The following is a 6,088-nucleotide window of genomic DNA, read 5'->3' on the forward strand; positions in this document are numbered from 1 at the left end:
CCCCCGCACCGACCCCGAGGAGCACCCTGTGACCGACGCCGCCACACCCTCGCCCGTCACCGCGCCCGCACCCGCGCCCCTGACCGTGCTCGTGGTCGACGACGACTTCTTCGTGGCCGAGGTGCACCGTGCGCAGGTCGACGCGCAGCCCGAGCTGCGCGCGCTGCCGGCGGTCGGCACCGTCGCCGAGGCCCGCCGGGTGGTCGCCCGCGAGCGCGTCGACCTCGTGCTGCTCGACCTGTACCTGCCCGACGGCCGCGGGCTCGACCTGCTCCGCGAGCTGGACGTCGACACGTTCGTGCTCAGCGCGGCGTCCGACGGCGAGACGATCCGGACGGCGCTCCGCCGCGGAGCCCTCGCCTACCTGATCAAGCCGTTCGCGGCCGAGCTGCTCGTCGACCGTCTGCGGTCCTGGCTGCGCTTCCGGCACGTGCTCGACGGCGGCACCGACCAGGAGGCGGTGGAGCGCGCCCAGCGCATCCTCCACTCGGGAGACGCGCGCGCCTCCTCCCGGTCGCGCTCGGCGACGGAACAGGCCGTGCTGGAGGCGGTGGTCGCCTCCTCCGTCGAGGTCTCGGCCTCGGAGGTGGCCGACCAGGTCGGCGTCAGCCGCGCGACCGCGCAGCGCTACCTCGCGCAGCTCAGCGCCGACGGGCAGCTCGCGATGCAGCTGCGCTACGGCGCGACCGGCCGGCCCGAGCACCGCTACCAGCGCCGCTGACCCTCGAGTTGCCACTTCGCGGGCCTCTGAGGCACGCGAGACCCCGCCGACCGGCAACACGCGAGGTCACACGGGCGGCTGGGGGACGTACTCGATGCCGCGACGGACCTGCTTGGCTCGCGCCGCACCTCCCAGGCGCATGACGAGGTGCAGCGCCATGTCGATCCCGGCGCTGACGCCCGCCGACGTGATGACGTCGCCGTCGTCGACGAAGCGCTCGTCCTCGCGCACGTCGATCGTCGGGTCGAGGCTGCCGAGCAGCACCGTCGAGCCCCAGTGCGTCGTCGCGGCACGCCCGGTGAGCAGGCCCGCCGCGGCGTAGACGAGGGCGCCCGTGCACACGCTCGTCATCAGCGGCACCGTCTCTGCCTGCTGCCGCACCCACTCGAGGCGCTCCTCGTCGTCGAGGTGGGCGCGGGTGCCCTTGCCGCCCGGGTAGATCAGCACGTCGAGCGGCGGCAGGTCGTCGATCGTCGTGTCGGGCAGCACGCGGAGGCCCTTCGCCGCGGTGACCGGGCCGGGCGCGTCGCCGAACGTGATCACTTCCCAGCCGTCGCCGGGGTGCGCCTTCGTCCAGTACGAGAGCACCTCCCAGGGGCCGATCGCGTCGAGCTCCTCGTACTGGTCGAACAGGAAGATGCCGATCGTCTTGGTCATGCCCCCAGTCTCGTCGCGGGACGACAGGACGTGCGCACCGCAGGCGGCCGGCGGGCCGGGGCGAGTCTCAGCTCGCGAGGACGAGCACGGCGACCGACGGCCGCGCGACGGTCACCGGAACCACCAGAGCGACGGCAGCTCGAGGGGCGGCGGCCGCAGGAACGCGATCCACGCGCCGAGCGGCCACAGGAGGAGCGGCACGACCACGACCACGACGACGACAGCCGCGACCATCCCCAGCACGACGAGCCCCACGACGCCGCCGAGCGAGCGGCCCAGCACGTGACGCACCCGGTCGGCGTCGTCCACGTCGCCGTCGACGGTGGCCGGCTCGACCCCGTCGGCGGTGCCGAAGAGGCGTCGGGCGTCGTCCAGCCCGTCGGGCCACGCGTCGTCGTCGCTCACGACCCCAGTGTCGCTCACGCCCCCGTGTCGCACCGCGCCCCCACTCCGGGGGCACGTGCCCCGCGCGGCCTTACGCACCCCCGGCCCGCGCCGATAGAGCGCCCTGAGCACGGATCGCTCGACCCCTCGGCCACGGATCGGCCCCCAGACCACACCACACCCCCGGACGGGCACCATGCCGATCGAATCCGTGACCCAGGCGGCGCTGCAGAGCGCCCTGGACGGTCTCTCGCTGCGCCAGAAGACCATCGCCGCCAACATCTCGAACGTGAACACGCCCGGCTACCAGGCCAAGCGCGTGCAGTTCGAGGAGGCGCTCGGCCGGTCCGTCGCCCAGGGCGGCGCCGCGCAGGGGGCCGGCCACGTGCAGGCCACGACGCAGCGCTCGCTCGAGCCGACGCGACTCGACGGCAACAACGTCAACCTCGACACCGAGACCCTGTCGAACATCGACACCGTGCTCCGGTACCAGTTCGCCACCCAGGCGATGAACGGCGAGCTGACCAGCGTCCGCGCCGCGTTCAGGACCAACTGATGACCGCCTTCGACGCGATCGGCATCGCGAGCACCGGCCTGACCGTGCACCGCAAGTGGCTCGACGCCGTCTCCGACAACATCGCCAACGTCAACACGGTCAAGTCGATGGACGACACCGCGTTCCAGGCCCGCTACGTCGAGGTCCAGGAGGGCGCCGGCACCAGCGGCGTCTTCGTCAAGGCCGACCGCTACGGCAGCGAGGCCGGCCGCGTCACCTACCTGCCCGACCACCCGCTCGCCGACGCCGAGGGATACGTGCGCATGCCCGACATCGACCTGGGAGCCCAGATGGCCGACCTGATCATGGCCCAGCGCGGCTACCAGGCGAACGCCGCCGTGGTCGACCGCGCCAAGACCGCCTACGAGGCCGCTCTCCAGATCGGCCGCGGCTGATGCCGGTCGGAGGAGTCCCCGCGATCGGGGCCGTGGCGCCCACGGGCTACGCCGACGTGTCCGCACTGCTCGAGGGCGGCGCGGTCGGCGGCGCAGGAGGCGCGTCGTCCGTCACCGGGACCACCGGCGCGGCCAGCGCCTCCGGTGCCGCCTTCGGGTCGAGCATGGTCGGCGCGGTCGAGGGCCTGCAGCAGCTGCAGAGCCAGTCGAAGACGCTCGCCGTGAAGGCCGTCACCGGCGACCTCACCGACATCCACGACGCGACCATCGCGGCCACCCGTGCCCAGGTGACGCTCGAGCTCGTCGCCGCCGTCCGCAACAAGGGCGTCGACGCCTTCACCGAGATCATGAGGATGCAGGCCTGATGCCGACCGCAGTGCAGAACTCCCTCGCCCGGATGCGGGCGACGATGGGCGGCTTCTCCGTCGCCCAGAAGACCATCGCGGTGATCATGATCGCCGCGCTCGTGCTCGGCACGGTCGCCCTCGTGAGCTGGCTGACGAAGCCGAGCTACTCGCCGCTGTTCAGCGGCATCGAGCCCGCCGACGCGAGCGCCATCGTCGAGCAGCTCAAGGCCGACGGGGTGCCCTACGAGCTGACCGCGGGCGGCGGCACGATCCTCGTGCCCGAGGAGCACGTCTACCAGGAGCGCCTCACCGCCGCCGCGGCAGGCCTGCCCTCGACCGGCGGCCAGGGCGGCTACTCGCTGCTCGACACCATGGGCGTCACCTCGTCCGAGTTCCAGCAGGACGTCACCTACAAGCGCGCCATCGAGGGCGAGCTCGCCAAGACCATCTCGGCGATGGACGGCGTGAAGACCGCCACCGTGCAGCTCGCGATCCCCGAGGAGTCCGTCTTCGTCGCGGAGCAGCAGGACCCCACCGCGTCGGTGTTCGTCGAGACGCAGGGCGGCGTGACCCTCACCAGCAAGCAGGTGCAGGCGATCGTCAACCTGACCAGCGCCTCCGTCGAGGGCATGGCGACGACCGACGTCGCCGTCACCGACTCGACCGGCGCCGTGCTCTCACAGGTCGGCACCGGGGCCGTCGGCGGCGCCGGCGACCAGGCCGGCGACTACGAGTCGAAGGTCCAGACCGCCGTGCAGACGATGCTCGACAAGGTCGTCGGCCCCGGCAAGTCGTCGGTCATCGTCGCCGCCGACCTCGATCAGAGCTCGGGCACGAAGGTCACCGAGTCGTTCGCGCAGCCCACCAGCGGCCCCATCGCCCTCAACGAGTCGAGCACCACCGAGCAGTACGGCGCGGGCTCCGGGGGAGCGGGCGGCGCCGGTGCGACCGGCGTGCTCGGCCCCGACAACATCGCCGTGCCGAACGGCACCGGCACGGGCACCGACGCGGCCGGCACCCCCACCGCGACCGGCGACGACGGCTACGTCAACGAGTCGGCCACGAAGAACAACGCCGTCGACAAGGTCACCGAGACGATGAGCGTGCCCGCAGGAGGCGTCAGCCGGCAGACCGTGTCGGTCGCCCTGGACGCGAACGCGGCCTCCGGCGTCAACATGCAGAGCATCAACGACCTCGTGCGGAACGCCGCGGGGATCGACACGGCGCGCGGCGACGCGGTCGAGGTCGCCCTGGTCGACTTCGACACGGAGGGCGCCGAGGCCGCGAAGGCGGCGCTCGCCGCGGCCGACGCGGCCGCCGCCTCCGAGGCGATGTGGGGCACGATCCGCACCGTCGGCATCGTCGCCCTCATCGTGATCGCGCTGATCGTCGGCCTGGTCGTCTTCGCGAAGAAGAACAAGCGGCACGACCGGGAGGACGTCGACCTCGGCGAGCTCGCGGCCGGCAACGCCGCCCAGACCTGGGACGCGACCATGCGGCTCGACCTCGACGACGCGGGCGCCGCCTCCCGCCGTCAGCTGCTCGCCGACGAGGCCGCCACCGTGGCCCTGCCGGTCGCGGCGCCCGAGCCCTCGCCCGAGTACGTGTCGGCCGAGCGCCGCCGCGCCGAGATCGACGCCCTCGCCGAGCGCGACCCCGAGAAGACCGCCGAGCTGCTGCGCGGCCTGATGGACGAGCGGGTCCAGTCGTGAGCGCGACCGCGTCCGCTGCGGACCTGACCCCGACGCAGGCGTTCGGGGTGCCCGCCGCGTTCGGTGCACCTGCCGCGCGCCCGGCGCTGACGGGGCCGCAGAAGGTCGCGGTCATCCTCATGCAGATGGAGCAGGCGCACGCCGCCGTCGTCATGAAGCAGTTCAGCGAGGAGGAGGCCGAGGAGATCACGGCCGAGATCGTCAAGCTGCGCCGCGTCGACCCCGCCGTGGCCGAGTCCGCCGTGGCCGAGTTCCACGACCTGACCCGCTCGGGCCGCTACCAGCGCCGCGGCGGGCACGACGTCGCCGTCGGCCTGCTCGAGGCGTCGTTCGGCTCGGAGCGCGCCGCCGGCGTCATGGAGCGGCTCGCCTCGAACGCGATGGGCAAGAGCTTCGAGTTCCTCGACGAGGCCGACCCCGGCCAGGTCATCACCCTGCTCGACGGCGAGCTGCCGCAGACCATCGCCCTCGTGCTCGCGCACCTGCGGCCGCAGCAGGCCTCGGCCGTGCTCGCCGGCCTCGACGTCGCCGCCCGCACCGACGTCGCGCAGGCCATCGCCACGATGGGCACCGCCACGCCCGAGGCCGTCGGCATCGTCGCGACCACGCTCAAGGTGCGTGCCGGCGCCGTCGTCGCGCCGCGCGAGCAGGTCGAGGTCGTGGGAGGCATCCAGCCCCTCGTCGAGATCATCAACCGCAGCGACAGCGCCACCGAGCGCGCGCTGCTCGACGGCCTCGACGAACGCGACCCCGAGCTCGCCGAGGAGGTCCGCTCGCGGATGCTCACCTTCGAGGACATCGTCAAGCTCGAGTCGCGCGACATCCAGCAGGTGCTCCGCGGGATCGACGCCGCCGTGCTCGCGACCGCGATGAAGGGGGCGCTCGCCGCCGTCGTCGAGGTCATCCGCGGCAACGTCTCGGAGCGCAACCGCGAGCTGCTCGACGACGAGCTGCAGTCGATGGGCCCCGTCCGCAAGTCGCAGGTCGAGGAGGCGCGGGCCGAGGTGGTGCGTGCCATCCGCGAGCTCGAGGCGCTCGGCACGATCACGATCCACCGCGCCGACGAGGACGCCCTCGTCGAGTAGCCGCCGCTCCGCGCGGCTGCCGCCGCTGCCGCTGCCGCCGCCCGGTCCCTCCGTCGGCAAATGCCGACCGGCGGGGCCGCAATGCGGGGATATCCGGGTGCGAGAGCGCGATCCGGGCTCGTTCGGTCGGGTTCTGCGGCGTCCCGCGCTGTTCGGCCCGCGCCTCCTTCGCCCGGGTCGGCAAATGCCGACCGGCGGGGCCGCAATGCGGGGATATCCGGGTGCGAGAGC

General features: G+C 73.1%; 8 protein-coding genes. 6 read left to right on the forward strand and 2 right to left on the reverse strand.

Annotation, left to right across the window (positions count from 1 at the left end):
- The first annotated feature begins 79 nt into the window (after positions 1–79).
- Positions 80–721, forward strand: coding sequence for a response regulator (locus RWM17_RS11210; protein ID WP_123548282.1), 642 nt, complete (start codon positions 80–82; stop codon positions 719–721).
- A 66-nt stretch (positions 722–787) separates the two neighbouring features.
- Here RWM17_RS11210 and RWM17_RS11215 read toward each other — a convergent pair whose 3' ends face one another.
- Both RWM17_RS11215 and RWM17_RS11220 read right to left on the reverse strand, forming a co-directional pair.
- The gene (locus RWM17_RS11215; RefSeq protein ID WP_314103707.1) at positions 788–1,378 is read right to left on the reverse strand and encodes a DJ-1/PfpI family protein; all 591 of its coding nucleotides are present in this window, start codon (positions 1,376–1,378) and stop codon (positions 788–790) included.
- 111 nt (positions 1,379–1,489) lie between these two features.
- Entirely contained in the window at positions 1,490–1,783 is a 294-nt protein-coding gene (locus tag RWM17_RS11220) for a hypothetical protein (RefSeq protein WP_314103709.1), read from the reverse strand.
- A 175-nt stretch (positions 1,784–1,958) separates the two neighbouring features.
- On the opposite strand from RWM17_RS11220, the gene flgB reads away from it, so the two are divergent.
- The 5 genes from flgB to fliG are packed head-to-tail and all read left to right on the forward strand — an operon-like array spanning position 1,959 to position 5,857.
- Positions 1,959–2,318 (forward strand): flagellar basal body rod protein FlgB, encoded by a 360-nt coding sequence (gene flgB / locus RWM17_RS11225; RefSeq protein WP_314103710.1) that lies wholly within the window; start codon positions 1,959–1,961, stop codon positions 2,316–2,318.
- On the forward strand, positions 2,318–2,713 hold the full coding sequence (locus RWM17_RS11230; RefSeq protein WP_314103712.1) for a flagellar basal body rod C-terminal domain-containing protein: 396 nt from the start codon (positions 2,318–2,320) through the stop codon (positions 2,711–2,713). The genes flgB and RWM17_RS11230 overlap by 1 nt, the downstream gene beginning before the upstream one ends.
- Entirely contained in the window at positions 2,713–3,078 is a 366-nt protein-coding gene (fliE, locus tag RWM17_RS11235; protein WP_314103714.1) for a flagellar hook-basal body complex protein FliE, read from the forward strand. The genes RWM17_RS11230 and fliE overlap by 1 nt, the downstream gene beginning before the upstream one ends.
- A complete protein-coding gene (gene fliF / locus RWM17_RS11240) occupies positions 3,078–4,772 on the forward strand; it encodes a flagellar basal-body MS-ring/collar protein FliF (RefSeq protein ID WP_314103715.1) in 1,695 nt (564 codons plus the stop codon). The genes fliE and fliF overlap by 1 nt, the downstream gene beginning before the upstream one ends.
- Positions 4,773–4,819: 47 nt before the next feature.
- The gene (fliG, locus tag RWM17_RS11245; protein ID WP_314103717.1) at positions 4,820–5,857 is read left to right on the forward strand and encodes a flagellar motor switch protein FliG; all 1,038 of its coding nucleotides are present in this window, start codon (positions 4,820–4,822) and stop codon (positions 5,855–5,857) included.
- Positions 5,858–6,088 lie beyond the last annotated feature (231 nt).

The organism is uncultured Frigoribacterium sp., assembly GCF_963515265.1.
In the GTDB taxonomy this organism is placed as follows: Bacteria; Actinomycetota; Actinomycetes; order Actinomycetales; family Microbacteriaceae; genus Frigoribacterium.